Raw genomic sequence first — 17,217 nt, 5'->3', positions numbered from 1 at the left:
CGCTTTTCGCGCTGCCTTTTCGCGGTTGCTTTGCTATGTGGCGGCTAAAATCCAGATAAAGGCCCCATCCCGATGTCCCTTTCCGATGACAGCCGCTATCTCAGAGGCGGCCCGGTAGCCCAACGCATCATCGCCGGCGTGCGCGAGGACGCGGCGATCGCCACCGCCGAAGGCTTTCCGCCCAAGCTGGTGTCGGTCACCGTCGGCGATACCGCCGCCGTCGATGTCTATGTCCGCAACCAGCGCGCCAAGGCCGGGGTGGCCGGCATCGGCTTCGAGGAAAGGCGCTTTCGCGCCGACATCACCGCCGGCGAGCTGGAAGCGGCAATCCACGGGCTTAACGCCGACCCGCGCGTCACCGGCATCATCATCCAGCGGCCGGTGCCGGTGCACATTCCGATCAAGACGCTGCAGGCGGCGGTGCATCCGCTCAAAGATGTCGAGGGCATGCATCCGGCCTCGATCGGCAACATCGTCTACAACCAGCTCGACCTGGCGCCCTGCACCGCCGCCGCTTCGGTCGAACTGCTCAGGGAAACCGGCCTCGACCTCAAGGGGCTCGAGGTGGTGGTCGTCGGCCATTCCGAGATCGTCGGCAAGCCGATCGCGTTCCTCTTGATGAGCGAAGGCGCGACGGTGACCGTCTGTCACCACATGACGCGTTCGGTGGCGGCACACGCACGCCGCGCCGACGCACTGTTCGTCGCGGTCGGCAAACCGCGGCTGATCAAGGCCGACATGGTCAAGCCCGGCGCCGCCGTCATCGATATCGGCATCAATTCGGAAATCGGGCCGGACGGCGAGAGCCGCATCGTCGGCGACGTCGATGCCGAGAGCGTCAGGCATGTCGCGTCGTGGATCACGCCGGTGCCGGGCGGCGTCGGCCCGATCACGGTGGCGATCCTGCTGCGCAACACGATGGTGGCCCTCAGCCGGCAGCGTGCCCGCTATCAGGCAACCTACGGCACGGCAGACCGGCTGGCGGCGGAGTAGGCGCCTTCGTCACGTGTATTGCGGCACATGGCAGGTGATCCGGGACTCGTCATCCCAGAAGACGTAGAGCACGCCGCCGCTGCCCCAGAAGAAACCGGCGAGTGAATCGAACTGAAGAAGAAATTTCATTTTCCGGTCCGTTCCGGGAATGACTGGAAACTGCGGTCCCTGAATCCATGACGGCAGCCCACCAAGCCGAAACAGGTTTTGCCTTGAATTGCTTATCCCGTACGACTGCCTGAGCCACCGTTTAGGGGTCGGTGCCAACCGAACAGTTCTTTTCTCGGCGGCTTTTGCAGGCCTCTCAATGTAGGGCGAATGCAGAGGCGCGATCGGCGTCGGCACACCGGCAGCGTCGGGGAATAATAGGTCGGTTCGAGAGAATTCGCACAGGTCTCGATACGGAGTCTGGGAAGAGGCATCGTCAGCTCATTCCCAAGATCGTCCAGCGTAATCAGATGTATCAGTCGCTCTCGACAGGTCGGGCACACTGCCGATCCTTCGCCGCCGACCGTAAGTGGCCTGCCAGTCGCCGGCAGATGCCAGGTAGGATGATTGCGATGCGTCGGAAAAGACATGTCGCTCGGAGCGCCTTCCTCAAAGCTGAAATGATGACATGCCGGCGGCGAACGAGGATCATCATGCGTCAGCCAGTCTGCGAAATCGGGAATGTCGCCCAAGGTACCGTCTGGAAACAATTCCGGCACCTGCAAGGCGACGTGAGCCAGCAGATCCTCCACGTCTATTCCGCGTTTCACTTCCTCTTGCAGGAAAAATGCCAAACGAGCCAAATGCGCGTCGTCGAGAAACGAAACGGCGTCGATAATCAGATTGTCTTGCTGGACGTCGGCTTCTACCGCTGCCTTTATGAGCGCAAACAGGAATTCGGACCCATCCTTGAGATGACGAGCGATGATTGTCTGGCATTCGCCATAGCTGGCCTGGAACGTCGCCGGCGATCTGTCCGACAGCAGCCGAACGACGGTTCCAATCTCTTCGGACTTTGGGTTGGGCATCTCGGCAGTCTCATCGGCGGGTGCGCAGCAATCAAACCAATTTTGGCGGCTCGCCGCCATAGGCCCAGTCGAGCAGCTTTATCGTATGCACCACCGGCAGCTTGGCGGCAGAAGCGATCTGGGTGATGCAGCCGATATTGCCGGTGGCGACGATTTCAGCACCGGTCGCCTCGATATTCCTGACTTTGCGGTCGCGCAGCGTTGCCGAAATCCCGGGCTGCAGGATGTTGTAGGTGCCGGCCGAACCGCAGCACAAATGCCCTTCGCGCGGCTCGCGCACGACGAAACCGGCACGGACCAGAAGCTCCTTCGGCTGGCGGGTGATCTTCTGGCCGTGCTGCATTGAGCAGGCTGAGTGATAGGCGATGATGGTGCCCGGCTTGCGGACCGGCTCGGGCAGGTCGAGGCTTGCCAGATATTCGGTGATGTCCCTGGCCAACGCCGAGACCCGCGCAGCCTTGTCGGCATAGGCCGGATCGAGGCGCAGCATGAAGCCGTAATCCTTGATGGTGGTGCCGCACCCGGATGCGGTGATGACGATGGCGTCGAGTCCGCCCTGCTCGATGGCGCGCGTCCAGGCGTCGACGTTCCGTCGGGCCGACGCCAAGGCAGCGTCTTCGCGCCCCATATGATGCACCAGCGCGCCGCAGCAGCCCTCGCCCGCGGCCACCACGACCTCAACGCCAAGCCGGGTCAGCAGCGAAATCGTCGTGTCGTTGATGCCGGGATCGAGCACGGATTGCGCGCAGCCGGTGAGGATGGCGACGCGGCCATTTTTCTTCGCGCCCTGCCCGGCATGGACGCCCGGCGAGGCCATCGGCGAGACTGCCGGGACCGACGCCGGGGCCAGCTTCAACATCGCGCCCAAAGGCTTCAATGCCTGGATTTTCTCAAACAGGCCGGCGAATGGCTGGCCGAGCTTCGCCAGCTTGAGCGCCGCGCGGAAACGCGAGGGGTAGGGCAGCACGAAGGCCAGCATGGCGCGTGTCAGGCGATCGGCCAGCGGACGCTTGTAGGTCTCCTCGATATGGACGCGGGCGTGGTCGACCAGATGCATGTAGTTGACGCCCGACGGGCAGGTAGTCATGCAGGCGAGGCAGGACAGGCAGCGGTCGATATGAGTGACGATCTGCTTGTCGGCGGGGCGACCGTTCTCCAGCATGTCCTTGATCAGGTAGATCCGCCCGCGTGGCGAATCCAGTTCGTTGCCGAGCGTCACATAGGTCGGGCAGGTGGCGGTGCAGAAGCCGCAATGCACACATTTGCGCAGGATCTTTTCCGATTCCGCGACATGCGGATCGGCAAGCTGGGCAGCTGAGAAATTGGTCTGCACGTAAACGAATCCCTACCGTTTGAGCATGATCTTTTCCCAAAACCGGTACCCAGTTTTGGGGATCATGCTCATAATCCCAGAAACCAGCTTTCCGGGTTCTTGACCGCCTCGCCGCGCTGCAGCGCCTGCAGGCCGAGAATGCAGCGGGCGATGAACCAGACGGCAACGGCAACCATCAGCACGACACCGATGACCACGATCATCAGCAGCGCCGAGATCAGTGCATAGAGCAGGCCGATCCAGAAGGTGCGGATCAGGAATGTGTAGTGGCTCTCGACGAAGCCGCCGGCCTTGCCGCGATTGATATAGGCCAGGACGATGCCGACAATGCCGCTGACGCCGATGGCCAGGCCGGCGAGATAGAGGATGTAGATGACCAGCGCGTTGGTCGGGCCGGGCTCCAGCCAGCGGTCGGTCTGGCGTGACGTACCGTTTTGGCCTGGATCGCTCATTGTGCTCCTCCCTCGGTTGCCGGCGCGAGAGTAGCAGAGCTTGCGCCCGGCGCCATACGGCCAGGATTGAGGATATTCTTCGGGTCGAATTCGGCCTTCAGCCGCGCCGACAGTGCTGCCAGTTGCGGCGCTTGCGGTTCGAACACCGGTACGGCGGCGCGGTGCGAAGGGGTTGCGCGCACCAGCGTCGCATGGCCGCCGCCGTGTTTTCTGATCAGGCTGCGCAACAGGCCTGCCTCGGGATCGTCCTGCTGCATGCGCAGCCAGATCAGCCCGCCCTGCCAATCATAGAAGGCATCGACCGGGGCCTGCATGCGCAGCGCCAGCACCATCTGGTGGCCCCGCGACGGCGCCATCGAGACGCGCCACACCGGCCTTTCGCTGCCATCGGCGAACGGCGCGCAGTCGCGGACATCGCGCCAGACCGAGTACGAGACCGAACCGGAAATCTCCTGCAGCGGCCCAGCGTTTTTCAGCAGGTCTTTCAGCGCGGCAATGCGGTAAACGACCGACGGGCCGAAGCCCTCGATGCGCAGCAGCGTCGCGGCATCGCTGCCGAGACTGCCGCCGGCGACCCTAGCTGCGACCCGTTCGGGAAGATGGGCAGCACTCGACACTTCGGCGCTGGAACCCAGCGCCAGCGCCATGGCGGCGGCGGCGTGATCGTCGAGCAGGCCGCGGATGGCGAGCGTGACTTCGGTCTCGGCAGCAGGCAGCACCTTGAAGGTGACGTCGGTGAGCACCGCCAGCGTGCCCCAGCTGTTGGCCATCAGCTTGGACAGATCGTAGCCGGTGACGTTCTTGACGACGCGGCCGCCGGACTTGAAGGCCTCGCCGCGCCCGGAAACGGCCGCTATGCCGAGGATATGGTCGCGCGCAGCACCCACCTTCAGCCGGCGCGGGCCGGAAAGGTTCGCGGCGAGCGCGCCGCCGATCGTGCCTCGCGCTGGCTCACCGCCGAGCAGCGGGCCGTAATCCATCGGTTCGAAGGCAAGTTGCTGGCCGTTTTCGGCAAGCAGGCTTTCGATTTCGGCCAGCGGCGTGCCGGCTTTTGCCGACAGCACCAGTTCGGCCGGCTCGTAAAGCATGACGCCGGAGAGTTTGGAAAGGTCGAGCGTATGCTCGCTCTGCTGCGGCCGGCCGATACCGCGCTTGGAGCCGTGGCCGAGGATTTCGAGCGGGGATTCCTCTGCGGCTGCCCAAGCGACGGTGGAGAGCGTTTCCGCGGCGGTTGATGGGGTGAAGGTGGTCATGGGACGGACGCGGCATTTGCAAATGGGGGAACGTCGCGTTCCTTCGCGCCCCCCTCTGTCCTGCCGGACATCTCCCCCTCAAGGGGGGAGATAGGATGCTGCGTCGGGCTTCGCCAATCTCCAGCGTTAACAGGAGGGCGAGGCGCCGAAGCTGCTAATCTCCCCCCTTGAGGGGGAGATGTCCGGCAGGACAGAGGGGGGTGTTCAAGTGCTAACATACGCACTCAAAACCTCGGAATGTCCGGAAACGCCACTTGGCCGCGATGCACGTGCATCCGCCCGAGCTCGGCGCATCGCCTCAATTGCGGAAACACCTTGCCCGGGTTGAGCAGATGGTTGGGGTCGAAGGCGCATTTGACGCGCATCTGCTGGTCGAGGTCGATCTGGTTGAACATTTCCGGCATCAGGTCGCGCTTCTCGATGCCGACCCCGTGCTCTCCGGTCAGCACGCCACCGACCTTGACGCAGAGCCGCAATATGTCAGCGCCGAAACTCTCCGCCTTGTCGAGTTCGCCCGGCACGTTGGCGTCATAGAGGATGAGCGGGTGCAGATTGCCGTCGCCGGCGTGGAAGACATTGGCGACGCCGAGCCCGTATTTCTGCGACAGTTCGCGCATGCCGGCGAGCACGCGCGGCAGTTCCTTGCGCGGGATGGTGCCGTCCATGCAGTAGTAGTCGGGCGAGATGCGGCCGACCGCCGGGAACGCCGCCTTGCGGCCGGCCCAGAAGCTCAGCCGCTCCGGTTCCGACTGCGACGTGCGGCATGTGGTCGAGCCGTTCCTAAAAGCAATGGCTTCGACCAGGCCGATCAGGTGATCGACCTCGACACCCGGCCCGTCCAGCTCGACGATCAGCAGCGCCTCGACATCGAGCGGATAGCCGGCCTGGACGAAATCCTCGGCGGCGTGGATGGCCGGACGGTCCATCATCTCCATGCCGCCCGGAATGATGCCGGCGCCGATGATGTCGGCAACGCATTGGCCGGCCTGCTCGCTGGTCGGGAAACCGATCAGCAGGGCACGCGCCGTCTCCGGCTTCTTCAGGATGCGTACGGTGACCTCGGTTACGACGCCGAGCAGTCCTTCGGAGCCGGTCATGACGCCGAGCAGGTCGTAGCCTTCCGCGTCGAGATGGCTGCCGCCGAGGCGCACCACCTCGCCATTCATCAGCACCATCTCGATGCCGAGCACATTGTTGGCGGTGAGACCGTATTTCAGGCAGTGCACACCGCCGGAATTTTCCGCGACATTGCCGCCGATCGAGCAGGCGATCTGGGAGGATGGATCGGGGGCGTAATAGAAGCCCTCCTGCTCGACGGCGGTGGTGATGCCGAGATTGGTGACGCCGGGCTGGGCGACGACGACGCGGTTCTGAAAATCGATCTCGAGGATGCGGTTGAAGCGGCTCATCACCAGCAGCACCGCGTCTTCGAGCGGCAGCGCACCGCCGGAGAGCGAGGTGCCGGAGCCGCGCGGCACGACGCGGATGTTGCGGTCGCTGCAATATTTCAGCACCCGCGACACCTGGGCCACGGTTTGCGGCAGTACAACGACGAGCGGCAATTGCCGGTAGGCGGTGAGCCCGTCGCTCTCGAAGGCGCGCATGGCATTGGCGGCGTCGACGACGCCCTCGCCCGGCACCATGATGCGCATATCGGCGACGATCTCGTCGCGCCGGCGCATCGTGGCGTCGTCTGGTTTCGGCATGGCAAGGCCGGACATCGACAGCCTCCTTCGATCGACTGGTAAAAATCATTTACCAGCGGCAGTGGTCGCTTGCAAATGCCGCGTTGGCCGGGATGAGAGGCCTATGGCCGAGACAGCCTTCCGCAGCGGCAATCTGCCGCTGCGCCCCACATTACTCGCCCGGCTGCTTGCCTGGTTCGGAGTGCATGCGGCGGACGCGGCGCACGCCCCACCAGACGAGCACGACGGCGAGCGGCACCGAGGCGGCGGTGACCATTTCCGGCGCGAAGGCATGGCCGAAGATCGAGGCGCCCTTGGCGACGTAGCCGATGAGGCCGACGACATAGTAGGAAACCGCGGCGACCGAGAGCCCCTCCACCGTCTGCTGCAGCCGCAATTGCAGGCGGGCGCGATTGTTCATCGATGCCAAAAGATCGCGGTTCTGCTTCTCGACCTCGACGTCGACCCAGGTGCGCAGCAGTGTGGTGGCACGGGTGAGCTTCGTCGACAGGTTGGCCTGGCGCTCCTCGACCGAACGGCAGGTACGCATCGCCGGCGCCACGCGGCGCTGCAGAAAACCGCCCCAGGTGTCGTAGCCGGGCACCGCCTCTTCGTCGAGCGCCTCCAGCCGTTCGCGCACGATGCCGTCATAGGCGCGGCTGGCGCCGAAGCGGTAGAGGCTGGAGGCGGCATCGGCCTCCAGCTCGGCGGCCAGTTCGGTCAAGTCGGCAAGCAGCGTCTGGCTGTCGCGGGTCTCGGCGACCTTCATTTCCAACGTGGTCTGGGCCAGCCTGTCTTCGATGCGGCGGGCCCGACCGGACAGCGTCAGGGCCAGCGGCAGCCCGAGCATGGCCAGCGTGCGGTAGGTCTCGATGTCGATCAGCCGCTGCGACAGTGCCCCGGTGCGCGCCGGGGTCAGGCCGCGGTCGAGCACCAGCATGCGGGTCAAGCCGTCGCCATCCTGACGGAAATCGGTGACGATGGCCGCGTTGCCGCGCTCGACCAGCGAATAGCACAGGCTGGTCGGGTCGAAGCCGGCGATCAGTTTTTCGTTCGCCGGCGTCCATTTGCGGATCTCCAGCCTGATGCCGGAAATCACCGTGCCCGGCGGCGAAAACCCGTTGCCGAAGGGTGTGTCTTCTTGCCCCCTGCCGTTTTCGGCGAGCGGGCCTTCCCAGAGATAGGTCGAGAATTCCGTGTGGCGTTCCCAGCGCAGCGAGCCCTTGCCCCATTTCATCGCGTGGTGGCGGGCGTGAGGGTCGGGCGCGGCGATGCCGAGGCGTCGCGACAATTCGGAAAGCACGGCCTGATCGATCCCGGATCCAGCTTCGGTCATGAAGGAAAGCTGCACCAGCACGCGCGGCTTTTCGACCAGCGGCTGCGGCCGGGCGTGGACCTCGCCGAGCGCGCCCGGCCGACCGTCATGCGCCGGAAAGCCCATGACGGTGCCGCCCACGGCTTTGGCGCGCAGCTGGAATTCGAGGTTGGAAGGGTCGGCGTCTGGCACGGCTGGTCCCCCGGGCTTCTGTGAGCCCTTGGCAATGATGTCCCTCTAGAGGCAATCGCCAGGGGACGCAAACGCCCAATTTAGCTGAAGATGATATGGCGCCGCGGCTGTGAAACGGACCCGACCCCCGGCGAATTGGATAAATAATTTGACCAGTTGGCGACGCCGGCTTTATCTTGCGCGACATCGGTTCAACCCCCAGGCATCCCGTTTGAGCGACATTTTCTCCCGGATCGAGCATTCGCGCACCGCCGACGAGGTGGTGCAGCAGATCGAGAGCCTGATCCTCGAAGGCGTCCTGCGCACCGGCGACCGGCTGCCGGGCGAGCGCGAACTGGCGCGCCAGTTCGAGGTGTCGCGGCCGATCCTGCGCGATGCCTTGAAAGCCTTGGAAGGGCGCGGGCTGTTGACGACACGGCCAGGCGGCGGCACCCATGTCGCCGATGTCATCGGCCAGCTGTTCACCAAGCCGGTGACCGACCTGATCTCGATGCACCGCAAGGCGGTGACCGACTATCTGGAGTACCGCCGCGAGATCGAGGCGGTGGCGGCGGAATATGCGGCGCGGCGTGCCACATCGGACGATCTGGCGCTGCTCGACCGCATCATGGCACGCATGGACGAGGCGCACCGGACCGGCAATTTCGACGACGAGGCGGAAATCGACGTCGAGTTCCATCACGCGATCTGCGAATGCGCGCACAACATCATCCTGCTGCACACGCTGCGCTCCTGCTATCGGCTGCTGTCGGAAGGCGTGTTCCAGAACCGGCGGCTGGTATTTAATGTGCCGGGCGCGCGCGAGGCGCTGCTTTCGCAGCACCGGGCAATCTACACGGCGGTCAAGGCCGGCGATCCGGCTGCGGCGCGGCAGGCGGCGATGGACCACATCTCCTACGTCGAACGATCGATGGCCGAGGCCGAGCGCAGCGGCGACTGGCAGCGCGTGTCGCGGCTGAGGCTCAGGCAGCGCTCCGAGCCCGGTGGCGGTGAGCCGGCAAGAAAACAGCCGTAGGCCCCGCCCAGAAAATTCAACGACGAACCAGCGAAGAACCAGCGGAAAAAGATCCATGAGCAGCATTCTCACCATCGCCGACCTCAAGGACCTGGCGCGCCGCCGCGTGCCGAAGATGTTCTTCGACTACGCCGATTCGGGCGCCTGGACCGAAAGCACCTACCGCGCCAACGAAGAGGATTTCCAGAAGATCAAGTTTCGCCAGCGCGTGCTTGTCGACATGGACAACCGCTCGCTGGAATCGACCATGATCGGCGAGAAGGTGACGATGCCGGTGGCGCTGGCGCCGACCGGGATGACCGGCATGCAGCATCCGGACGGCGAGATGCTGGCGGCCCAGGCTGCGGAAGAATTCGGTGTGCCGTTCACGCTGTCGACAATGAGCATCTGCTCGATCGAGGATGTCGCGTCGGTGACCAGGAAGCCGTTCTGGTTCCAGCTCTATGTGCTGCGCGACAAGGACTTCGTCTTCGATTTGATCGATCGCGCAAAAGCGGCGAAATGTTCGGCGCTGGTGCTGACGCTCGACCTGCAGATCCTCGGTCAGCGCCACAAGGATATCCGCAACGGGCTTTCGGCGCCGCCGCGGATGACGCCGAAGCACATCTGGCAGATGGCGACCAGGCCACGCTGGTGCGTCGGCATGGCCGGGACCAAGCGCCGGAGCTTCCGCAACATCGTCGGCCATGCCAAGGGCGTCGGCGACCTCGCCTCGCTGTCGTCGTGGACGAAGGAGCAGTTCGATCCGCATCTGTCGTGGAAGGACGTCGCCTGGATCAAGGAGCGCTGGGGCGGCAAGCTGATCCTGAAAGGCATACTCGACAAGGAGGATGCGCTGATGGCGGCCAGGACAGGCGCCGACGCGATCATCGTTTCCAACCATGGCGGCCGCCAGCTCGACGGCGCCTCGTCGTCGATCATGGCGCTCGAAGAGATCGCCGACGCCGTCGGCGACGCGATCGAGGTGCATATGGACGGCGGCATCCGTTCCGGCCAGGACGTGCTCAAGGCACTGTGCCTCGGCGCCAAGGGCACCTATATCGGCCGGCCTTTCCTGTACGGCCTCGGCGCACTCGGCAAGGAAGGGGTTACCAAGGCGCTGGAAATCATCCGCAAGGAGATGGACATAACGCTGGCTCTGTGCGGAAAGCGCCTGGTCACCGACATGGGCAAGGATCAGCTTCGGCGCTAAAGTCCCGTGACGGCATGACCACGGAGGCGACGCAGGCATTGACGGAGCCCGGCATCAGTTTCTACGAGGCGCGCGGACCGCAAGGCATGCGCCTGTACGCGATCGGCGATGTGCACGGCCGGCTCGATTTGCTGACCGCCATGCACCGGCGGATCGAGGCGGAGCTCGGTCAAAGGCCGTCGGCCGATTGGCGCGTGATCCATCTCGGCGACTATGTCGATCGCGGCCCGGACTCCAGGGGCGTCATCGATTTCCTGATCGACGCGCAAAGACGCGATCCGCGTCACCTGATGCTCGCCGGAAATCATGATCTCGGCTTTCTCGATTTTCTCGACGTCCCCGACCCGGACGGCCTGTTCATGCGCTATGGCGGCATCCAGACGGCGCTATCCTATGGCGTGTCGCTCGGTGGGAGCAGCGCCTGGTTTGGCCGCGCCGATGCGGCACTGCGGCAAGGGCACGCCGCGCTGGTCGAGGCGGTGCCGCAGAACCATGTCGAGTTCCTGCGCTCGCTGCCCTTCTCAGTGACGTTCGGCGACTTCTTCTTCTGCCATGCCGGCATCCGGCCCGGCGTTGCGCTGGAAAGCCAGACCCGGCAGGACCTGATCTGGATCCGCGAGGTCTTCCACGATCACACCGGTCTTCATCCGAAGATCGTGGTGCACGGTCATACGCCGGTGCCCAAGGCCGAAATCACCGGCAACCGCGTCAATGTCGACACCCTCGCCTGGCAGTCGGGACACCTCACCGCGCTCGTGGTGGACGGCGCGGACAAGCATGTCCTGACAGTGACGGGTGAGCGGGCGTAGGAAACGCGTCGGATTATGAGCAGAGAGGCTAGCGAAGCGCGGCGGTGACGCCGTAGCCGTCAACGGCATTGTGGTCGTTGGCTGCGTCGGCGGAATAAATGCCGAGGCCGCACAAGACGATAGCCGACAACATGACAAAGGACAAAAAGGCTGCTTTCACGGACGTCATCTCTTGTTGAGCTTCCTGCATCTATGCACGAGCGGGTTACCAATGCGTTGAAACGCAAAATACGTCGCAAATGTCGGACGGTTTCGCGCTTCTAGGCATGTTCTGTATCGGCGGTGTGTCGCGCGGGTCACAGGAAAGGTTCATCGCGGTTGCACGCAAGATGCAGAGCGCGCGCCTTTTAGGCTGGCGGACAGACACAGGCCAAGGATGAAACGCGTTATCCCCGGCGGATTTGCCGCCGCGTGCCAAATATGCAACGTCGCCAAATACGTTGACTATATGGGCCGTCAGATCGTCGCCACCCAGGCGCGGGCGATGGCCAGGCCGGCGGCATCGGCTTGCGGTCCGTTGCGGGCCATTTCGTCGTCGAGCCGGACGGCCCAATCCGGATGGCGTTCGGCGATCAACGGTGCAAAGGACGTGCTCCAGTCGCGAACCATCGGCCGGTCGGCCTCGAAATGAAACTGAAAGCCGTAGACGGCGCGGCCGATGCGGAACGCCTGGTTCTCGGCGACGGCGTTGCCGGCCAGCCGCACGGCAGTCTCGGGCAAGACAAAGGTGTCGTCGTGCCATTCGAAGATCGGGAATTTTTCGGGCAAGGCGGCGAGCACCGGATCGGCCTGCGCCGCCGCGGTGAGCGCGACTTCGTGCCAGCCGAACTCCGATGCGCCGCCGATCTGGTTCTCGCCGCCAAAGGCGCGCGCGACCAACTGGCTGCCGAGGCAGATACCAAGCACCGCGCGATCCCTCTCGGCAAAGTCGCGCGTCAGGTCGAGCAGGCCCGAAAAATAAGGACAGAGCTCGTCGTCCAGCGCATTCTGGGCGCCGCCGAGCACCACCATGGCGTCATGCCCGCCGCTATCTTGCGGCAGCGCGTCGCCGCAGTAGGGACGGCGCAGGTCGATATCGACGCCCGCCTCGACAAGCGCCGCGCCGATCTGGCCAAGGCCCTCATTGTCGAAGTTCTGGACAACCAAGACCCGCATCGAAACCTGCTGACATGAAATTGATGCAACGAGCGATATCATGGCGCCAGCATTGCAGCCAACAGGGAACGCCTATGCCACTGCAAAACCGGATCGACCCGTTCGGCACCATCCATGCCGTGCCGGAGCGCGGCCTGTTCATGGGCAATCGCGGCATCATTCACGACCCCGAGACGAGAACGCTGTTGAAGAAGCGCTGGGCGCTGCAAGCCTGGATCATCTGCGTCTGCGAATTCGGCAACGTGCGGCGCGAGCCGATGGGACGCAACCGGGCTGGCGGCAAGGCCGGCTGGACCGAGCTGTTTTTCCTCGACGAGGTGACGGCACTTGCCGCCGGCCACCGTCCCTGCTTCTTCTGCCGGCGCGAGCGGGCCAGGGATTTTGTCCGGCGTTTCGGCGACGCCTTCGGCATTGCCGAGTCACGCGCGCCGCAACTCGACAAGCGCCTGCACAAGGAGCGCCTGGCATCGGGCGGGCGGGCGACGAGACTGAAACCGGAAGCGCTTGCGGATTTGCCGGACGGCACGATGATCTCGTCAGGAAACAGGGCGTACGCCCTGTTTGACGGCGCCGCGCTGCCCTGGAGTTTCGGCGGTTATGGCGAACCGGTGGGATTCGGCGATTTTACCGACGGTCCAATCGGCCTGCTCACGCCGGCGACAACTGTTTCCGTGCTGAAGCGTGGCTACAGACCTGTCTGGCACGCCAGCGCGGAGGCTTGACGCCGGCGATGGCCTCGCCCATTCCTCGGCGATGCGCGCCAATTACAAGATGCAGCGGCTGTTCGTGCCGGACGGGCTTGGACCGGACATCGAGTTCGACGTCGGCCCGCAGCAGAGCCATTATCTCTCGCACGTGCTGCGGCTCGGCGAAGGCGCCGAAATTCTGGTCTTCAACGGCCGCGACGGCGAATGGTCGGCTGCGATCGCGGCAAAATCGAAGAAGGCGTTGCGCCTGAAGTTGCTGGCATTGCAGCGGCCGCAGCCGCCGTTGCCCGATCTCGTCTACTGTTTCGCGCCGCTGAAGCAAGGGCGGCTCGACTACCTCGTGCAAAAGGCGGTGGAGATGGGCGCCGGCATCCTGCAGCCGGTCATCACCCAGCATACGCAAGTGGCAAAACCCGGCATCGAGCGCCTGCGCGCCAATGTCGTCGAGGCGGCCGAGCAATGCGGCATATTGGCGGTGCCAGAGCTGCGCGAAGCGGAAAAATTCGAGCGCCTGCTGGCGGGCTGGGACCGCGAGCGGCGGCTGATCTTCTGCGACGAGGATGCATCGACCAACAGTCCCCTGCCGGCACTGCAGGTGGTGCGGGAGAGAAAGCTCGGTCTGCTGGTCGGACCGGAGGGCGGCTTTTCCGACGAGGAACGTAAGATGCTGAGAGCGCTGCCTTTCGTTACCGCGATTCCGCTCGGGCCGCGCATCCTGCGAGCGGATACGGCGGCGGTGGCGGCACTGGCGCTGATCCAGGCGACAATCGGCGATTGGTGATCAATTCCAATTACCCGCTGGCTCAGGATTTTTCGCTTGATCGGCTACTGACATTTCGTCCATCTAGCGCCGGCAGTGGCCGCGTGTCCTTTCGGGCGCGTAAAGGACGCTGTAGCATTTGATTAGGCACCTGATCCCTTCCGAAAATCGAAGCCGATTTTCAGGGTCATGTGCGGAGGGCTCCTATGGCGCGCGATACAACCGACTTCCGGCCGATAGAAAGCGTCGACGAACTCGTCGAGCATCTGGCCGAAGGCAACAAGCCGCGCGACAAATGGCGCATCGGCACCGAGCACGAGAAATTCCCGTTCTATGTCGACGGCAATGCGCCGGTGCCCTATGGCGGCGAGCGCGGCATCCGCGCCATCCTCGAAGGCATGCAGGACAAACTCGGCTGGGACCCGATCATGGATGCCGGCCGCATCATCGGCCTGGTCGAGCCGACCGGCCAAGGCGCGATCTCGCTGGAGCCAGGCGGCCAATTCGAGCTGTCCGGCGCGCCGCTGGAGACGATCCACCAGACCTGCCGCGAAGGCAATGCGCATCTGGCGCAGGTGCGCGAGATCGCCGAACCGATGGGCATTCGTTTTCTCGGCCTTGGCGGCAGCCCGAAATGGTCACTGGCCGAGACGCCGAAGATGCCGAAATCGCGCTACGAGATCATGACCCGCTACATGCCCAAGGTCGGCACCAAGGGCCTCGACATGATGTACCGGACCTGCACGATCCAGGTGAATCTCGACTTCGAAAGCGAAGCCGACATGCGCCGCAAGATGCAGGTGTCGCTGAAATTGCAGCCGCTGTCGACGGCGCTGTTTGCCAACTCGCCTTTCACCGAAAGCCGGCCGAACGGCTTGCAGAGCTGGCGCGGCGAGATCTGGCGCGACACCGACAATCAGCGCTCCGGCCTGCTCGAGTTCTGCTTCTCGCCCGATTTCGGCTTTGCCGACTATGTCGAATGGGCGCTCGACGTGCCGATGTATTTCGTCATCCGCGACGGCCAGTACCACGACATGACGCACATCACCTTCCGCCAGTTCATGGCGGGTGCTGCCCGTAACGACCTGCCGGACGGGCTGCCGACGATGGGCGACTGGGCGAACCATCTGTCGACGCTGTTCCCCGATGTGCGGCTGAAGCGCTTTCTCGAAATGCGCGGCGCCGATGGCGGGCCGTGGCGGCGCATCTGCGCGCTGCCGGCCTTCTGGGTCGGGCTGCTCTATGATGCGGCTGCGCTCGACGCGGCCGAGGCGCTGACCTCGAGCTGGAGCTATGACGAAGTGCTGGCAATGCGCAACGCGGTGCCGGAACAGGGCATTTCGGCGCCCTTCCGCAACACGACATTGCGCGAGATCGCCCGCGACGTGCTTGTCATCTCGCGCATGGGACTGAAGAACCGCGGCCGCAAGAACCGCGACGGCTATGACGAGACCTCGTTCCTCAACACGCTGGACGAGGTCGTCGCGCGTGGCACCACCAGCGCCGAAGAGATGCTCTCGGCCTACCACACACGCTGGGGCGGCTCGATCGAGCCGGTGTTCATGGAATACGCATATTAACGCTTCGCTATCCGCTTGGCCGATGGTCCGGCAAATTCGCTTCAATCAGTGATGGAAACGAATTAGGCTTCTCCAACGAGGATTTTCCCGGAGGAGAAAACAATGCCTTCCTTGTTCGATATTCTGGCACAGGCCCAGAACGGCAACGGCATGCAGGCGCTGGCCCAGCAGTTCGGGCTTTCGCAGCAGCAGACGCAGGCGGCGGTCGCGGCGCTGCTGCCGGCCTTTTCGCAGGGGCTGAAGCGCAACACTTCCGACCCTTATGGGCTCGGCTCCTTCATGACGGCGATGGCCAGCGGCCAGCACGCCAAATATTTCGAGGATGCAAGCCGGGCCTTCTCGCCGCAGGGCCTCGATGAAGGCAACGGCATTCTCGGCCATTTGTTCGGCTCGAAGGACCTGTCGCGGGCCGTCGCCAACCAGGCCGCGCAGGCGAGCGGCGTCAGCCAGCAGGTGTTGCAGCAGATGCTGCCGGCAATCGCCTCGATGATGATGGGCGGGCTGTTCAAGCAGACCACCAACCAGCTAGGCGGGCAGATGCATGCGGCAGGCGGTGGCGGTAATCCGCTTGGCGAGCTCATCGAGCAGATGATGCGGCAGGCGGGCGGCGGCGGCCAGGCGCCGGCCCCTCAGCCTGCAGCCCCCACGGATAACCCGCTCGGCAAGGTGTTGCAGGACATGTTCGGCGGCGCACAGCAGCCGCAACAGACGCAGAGCCCTTACGGCGACAACCCGCTGGGCAAGGTGCTGCAGGACATGTTCGGCGGCGGGCAGCAGCCACAAAGCCAGCCGCAGCAGACACAGAACCCTTATGGTGACAATCCGCTCGGCAAGGTGCTGCAGGATATGTTCGGCGGCGGTGCACCACAGCCACAGCAGCCGCAGAACCAACCCCAACAGACACAGAACCCTTATGGTGACAATCCGCTCGGCAAGGTGCTGCAGGACATGTTCGGCGGTGGCGCACAACAGTCTCAGCCGCGTCAGGCGCCGCAGCAACCCCAGGCGCCGCAGCCGCAGGCCAATCCGAGCGGCAGGCCGAGAAATCCGTTTGACGACCTGTTCGGCAAGATGTTCGAGACAGGCGCCCAGCAGCGCGACGACTACCAGAAAGGCATGGAGTCGATCTTCGACCAGTTCAAGCAGGGCATGGGCCGGCGCTAGACCAGATACCGGCAACCAATCATCAGTGCCGCCCAAAAAAGAAAGCCCGGTCCTGGGAGGACCGGGCAGCGCGCAGGCTGGCCGGGGGGCATCCGGCAGGGAGTGGGGAGCCTGCGTAACTTGGTGGCGTCGTGCGGCAAAAAGGTTCAACGCGCCCGAACGGCGAAACCCACGCGATCACACGACCTTGCGGGCAATATCCCCGATCGTTTCGGCGCGCTCGACCGCGATGACGCGAAGCCTCTCTGTCGGATCGCGGCCAAAGGGTACACCGACAGCGACGTGCAGGTCGGCGCGGGTCAGGCCGATGTCGGCGAGCTCGGCATCCGACATCTCGCCGAGGCGATAAAAGGCGCGGCGGTTTTTCCAGGCGCGGTAAACATTGGCAGCGGCATTGGCCACGCGCGTCGCAACGGCCGGACGCGAGGTGATGCGCGAGGTCTCGGTAGCGAAATCAAACGTAGCCATGTCGGTCTCCTTCACATTCGAACGGGCGAAACCGGTCGATCGGGCGCTGGCGACAGCGGCCGTTCCGGCTTCGATTCATCTAAGATGATGCATGTCGTTGGCCCAAAACCGGTGACCACTTTTGGGCG

17 protein-coding genes are annotated in these 17,217 nt (G+C 64.2%); 8 read left to right on the top strand and 9 right to left on the bottom strand.

Annotated features, from left to right (window positions below; genetic code table 11):
• The first annotated feature begins 72 nt into the window (after positions 1-72).
• Complete coding sequence (locus NKH99_RS27780) at positions 73-993, top strand: bifunctional 5,10-methylenetetrahydrofolate dehydrogenase/5,10-methenyltetrahydrofolate cyclohydrolase (RefSeq protein ID WP_353016812.1); 921 nt, start codon at positions 73-75, stop codon at positions 991-993.
• A 221-nt stretch (positions 994-1,214) separates the two neighbouring features.
• On the opposite strand, the gene NKH99_RS27775 is transcribed toward NKH99_RS27780, so the two are convergent.
• From NKH99_RS27775 to NKH99_RS27750, 6 genes are all read right to left on the bottom strand, one after another.
• Positions 1,215-2,009: a hypothetical protein gene (locus NKH99_RS27775; protein ID WP_353016810.1), complete on the bottom strand. Its 795-nt coding sequence runs from the start codon at positions 2,007-2,009 to the stop codon at positions 1,215-1,217.
• Between the two features lie 31 nt (positions 2,010-2,040).
• Positions 2,041-3,342 carry a glycolate oxidase subunit GlcF gene (gene glcF / locus NKH99_RS27770; protein WP_353016808.1) on the bottom strand — a complete coding sequence of 434 codons (1,302 nt, stop codon included), beginning with the start codon at positions 3,340-3,342 and terminating at the stop codon, positions 2,041-2,043.
• 68 nt (positions 3,343-3,410) lie between these two features.
• Positions 3,411-3,794 carry a DUF4870 family protein gene (locus tag NKH99_RS27765; protein ID WP_352614815.1) on the bottom strand — a complete coding sequence of 128 codons (384 nt, stop codon included), beginning with the start codon at positions 3,792-3,794 and terminating at the stop codon, positions 3,411-3,413.
• A complete protein-coding gene (locus NKH99_RS27760) occupies positions 3,791-5,047 on the bottom strand; it encodes an FAD-binding protein (protein ID WP_353016805.1) in 1,257 nt (418 codons plus the stop codon). The genes NKH99_RS27765 and NKH99_RS27760 overlap by 4 nt, the downstream gene beginning before the upstream one ends.
• Before the next feature lie 224 nt (positions 5,048-5,271).
• Positions 5,272-6,768, bottom strand: a complete 1,497-nt coding sequence (locus NKH99_RS27755) for an FAD-linked oxidase C-terminal domain-containing protein (RefSeq protein WP_353016803.1) — start codon at positions 6,766-6,768, stop codon at positions 5,272-5,274.
• A gap of 136 nt (positions 6,769-6,904) precedes the next feature.
• On the bottom strand, positions 6,905-8,239 hold the full coding sequence (locus tag NKH99_RS27750) for a DUF3422 family protein (protein ID WP_352898662.1): 1,335 nt from the start codon (positions 8,237-8,239) through the stop codon (positions 6,905-6,907).
• Positions 8,240-8,450: 211 nt separating this feature from the next.
• On the opposite strand from NKH99_RS27750, the gene NKH99_RS27745 reads away from it, so the two are divergent.
• The 3 genes from NKH99_RS27745 to NKH99_RS27735 are packed head-to-tail and all read left to right on the top strand — an operon-like array spanning position 8,451 to position 11,255.
• Positions 8,451-9,254: a FadR/GntR family transcriptional regulator gene (locus NKH99_RS27745; protein ID WP_352502088.1), complete on the top strand. Its 804-nt coding sequence runs from the start codon at positions 8,451-8,453 to the stop codon at positions 9,252-9,254.
• A gap of 55 nt (positions 9,255-9,309) precedes the next feature.
• Positions 9,310-10,446, top strand: coding sequence for an alpha-hydroxy acid oxidase (locus NKH99_RS27740; protein ID WP_352541778.1), 1,137 nt, complete (start codon positions 9,310-9,312; stop codon positions 10,444-10,446).
• A gap of 38 nt (positions 10,447-10,484) precedes the next feature.
• A complete protein-coding gene (locus NKH99_RS27735) occupies positions 10,485-11,255 on the top strand; it encodes a metallophosphoesterase (protein WP_353016835.1) in 771 nt (256 codons plus the stop codon).
• A gap of 28 nt (positions 11,256-11,283) precedes the next feature.
• On the opposite strand, the gene NKH99_RS27730 is transcribed toward NKH99_RS27735, so the two are convergent.
• Both NKH99_RS27730 and NKH99_RS27725 read right to left on the bottom strand, forming a co-directional pair.
• Positions 11,284-11,424 (bottom strand): hypothetical protein, encoded by a 141-nt coding sequence (locus NKH99_RS27730; RefSeq protein ID WP_292664785.1) that lies wholly within the window; start codon positions 11,422-11,424, stop codon positions 11,284-11,286.
• 287 nt (positions 11,425-11,711) lie between these two features.
• Complete coding sequence (locus NKH99_RS27725; protein WP_353016801.1) at positions 11,712-12,410, bottom strand: type 1 glutamine amidotransferase; 699 nt, start codon at positions 12,408-12,410, stop codon at positions 11,712-11,714.
• Positions 12,411-12,484: 74 nt separating this feature from the next.
• Here NKH99_RS27725 and NKH99_RS27720 point away from each other — a divergent pair, with 74 nt between their 5' ends.
• The 4 genes from NKH99_RS27720 to NKH99_RS27705 all read left to right on the top strand — a co-directional run bounded on the left by NKH99_RS27720 (position 12,485) and on the right by NKH99_RS27705 (position 16,621).
• Positions 12,485-13,132, top strand: a complete 648-nt coding sequence (locus NKH99_RS27720; protein WP_352747853.1) for a hypothetical protein — start codon at positions 12,485-12,487, stop codon at positions 13,130-13,132.
• A gap of 31 nt (positions 13,133-13,163) precedes the next feature.
• Positions 13,164-13,898: a 16S rRNA (uracil(1498)-N(3))-methyltransferase gene (locus NKH99_RS27715; protein ID WP_352747864.1), complete on the top strand. Its 735-nt coding sequence runs from the start codon at positions 13,164-13,166 to the stop codon at positions 13,896-13,898.
• Between the two features lie 185 nt (positions 13,899-14,083).
• Complete coding sequence (locus NKH99_RS27710) at positions 14,084-15,457, top strand: glutamate--cysteine ligase (protein ID WP_352541776.1); 1,374 nt, start codon at positions 14,084-14,086, stop codon at positions 15,455-15,457.
• 102 nt (positions 15,458-15,559) lie between these two features.
• Complete coding sequence (locus tag NKH99_RS27705; protein ID WP_353016799.1) at positions 15,560-16,621, top strand: DUF937 domain-containing protein; 1,062 nt, start codon at positions 15,560-15,562, stop codon at positions 16,619-16,621.
• 177 nt (positions 16,622-16,798) lie between these two features.
• On the opposite strand, the gene NKH99_RS27700 is transcribed toward NKH99_RS27705, so the two are convergent.
• Positions 16,799-17,089: a DUF1127 domain-containing protein gene (locus tag NKH99_RS27700; protein WP_352472697.1), complete on the bottom strand. Its 291-nt coding sequence runs from the start codon at positions 17,087-17,089 to the stop codon at positions 16,799-16,801.
• Positions 17,090-17,217: the final 128 nt, after the last annotated feature.

This window comes from Mesorhizobium sp. M0854 (genome assembly GCF_040319815.1).
Lineage (GTDB): Bacteria > Pseudomonadota > Alphaproteobacteria > Rhizobiales > Rhizobiaceae > Mesorhizobium.
This window is presented reverse-complemented; position numbering and strand designations above follow the sequence as displayed.